Below are 579 nucleotides of genomic sequence, written 5' to 3' on the forward strand. Positions count from 1 at the left end.
GAAGTCGAAATCATCAGCCACCCAGGCGCGGCGTATGAACAACTATGGCAAGGCTTTATCCGTTTGCTATCTGCGTTTAGCGTCATCTTCCTAGCGGGATTGATTGCGATTTCTTACATTCTGCGTCGTTCTCTAAAACCACTGGCTGCTATCGTGAAGAAAATGCACGACATCGCAAACAACCAGTTTGGTGAGCCACTCACTCGCCCTAAAACCAAAGACCTGATCGCGGTCGTGGATGGCATCAACATGATGTCGGCACAGATTGAGTTGTCATTTAAAGAACAGGCCAAAGAAGCACAACGTCTACGTGCTCAAGCATACCTAGATCCTATCTCCAAACTAGGTAACCGCTCGTTCTACATCAACCAAGTTGACCAATGGTTGGCAGAACAAACGCAAGGGGGTATCGCGCTACTCCATGCAGAATATATTGGCGACATTTACGAGACAAAAGACTACCAACGCGCTGATGCCCACGTGAAAGAGTTGTCTCAACGTCTGAAAAACACCATTGATGTTCCGGGAGCCACCATTGCTCGTCTTTCTAGTGATGAATTCGGTCTGCTTTTCCCGCAC

At 48.0% G+C, this 579-nt stretch carries 1 protein-coding gene; it reads left to right on the top strand.

What is annotated here, in order from left to right:
- On the top strand, positions 1-579 hold a 579-nt coding region (locus R8O10_RS26515), incomplete at both ends, for a GGDEF domain-containing protein (protein WP_318192137.1).

The sequence above is a fragment of the Vibrio sp. 1727 genome (assembly GCF_033344415.1).
GTDB classification, from domain to species: domain Bacteria; phylum Pseudomonadota; class Gammaproteobacteria; order Enterobacterales; family Vibrionaceae; genus Vibrio; species Vibrio alginolyticus.